This is a genomic window from Paenibacillus xylanexedens (assembly GCF_007676705.1).
GTDB classification, from domain to species: domain Bacteria; phylum Bacillota; class Bacilli; order Paenibacillales; family Paenibacillaceae; genus Paenibacillus; species Paenibacillus xylanexedens_C.
Genome location: NZ_VEBF01000140.1, coordinates 1 through 314, shown reverse-complemented (window position 1 = coordinate 314; position 314 = coordinate 1). Strand labels below are relative to the sequence as shown.

Below are 314 nucleotides of genomic sequence, written 5' to 3'. Positions count from 1 at the left end.
CCCCCTACCCACCCCTTCCTAATCATCACCCTCATCCACTCATCAATGTCAATCACCACCCATCTCCGCTCAACTATCAACCCAACACTTCCCCCAACACCCCCCACCAACATCCCCCATACCCCCACACTCACGTCCCATTCCAACCCCACCTTACACCTCACAAAATCCACAACACCCATCATTATACCCACCCACCCCACCTTTTCCCTTCATTTACCCCTGTACACCACCACCATTTCCTGCATAATCTCATCAATCACCTCAAGCGTCTATCTCTTCATATTCAAATCCGCGCGCTCTGTCACTTCTTC

The 314-nt window shown here is 51.3% G+C and carries 1 protein-coding gene; it reads right to left on the bottom strand.

Annotated features, from left to right (window positions below):
* A partial coding sequence (locus FS628_RS32870; protein WP_260871240.1) for a hypothetical protein occupies positions 1-185 on the bottom strand: 185 nt, incomplete at its 3' end.
* Positions 186-314 lie beyond the last annotated feature (129 nt).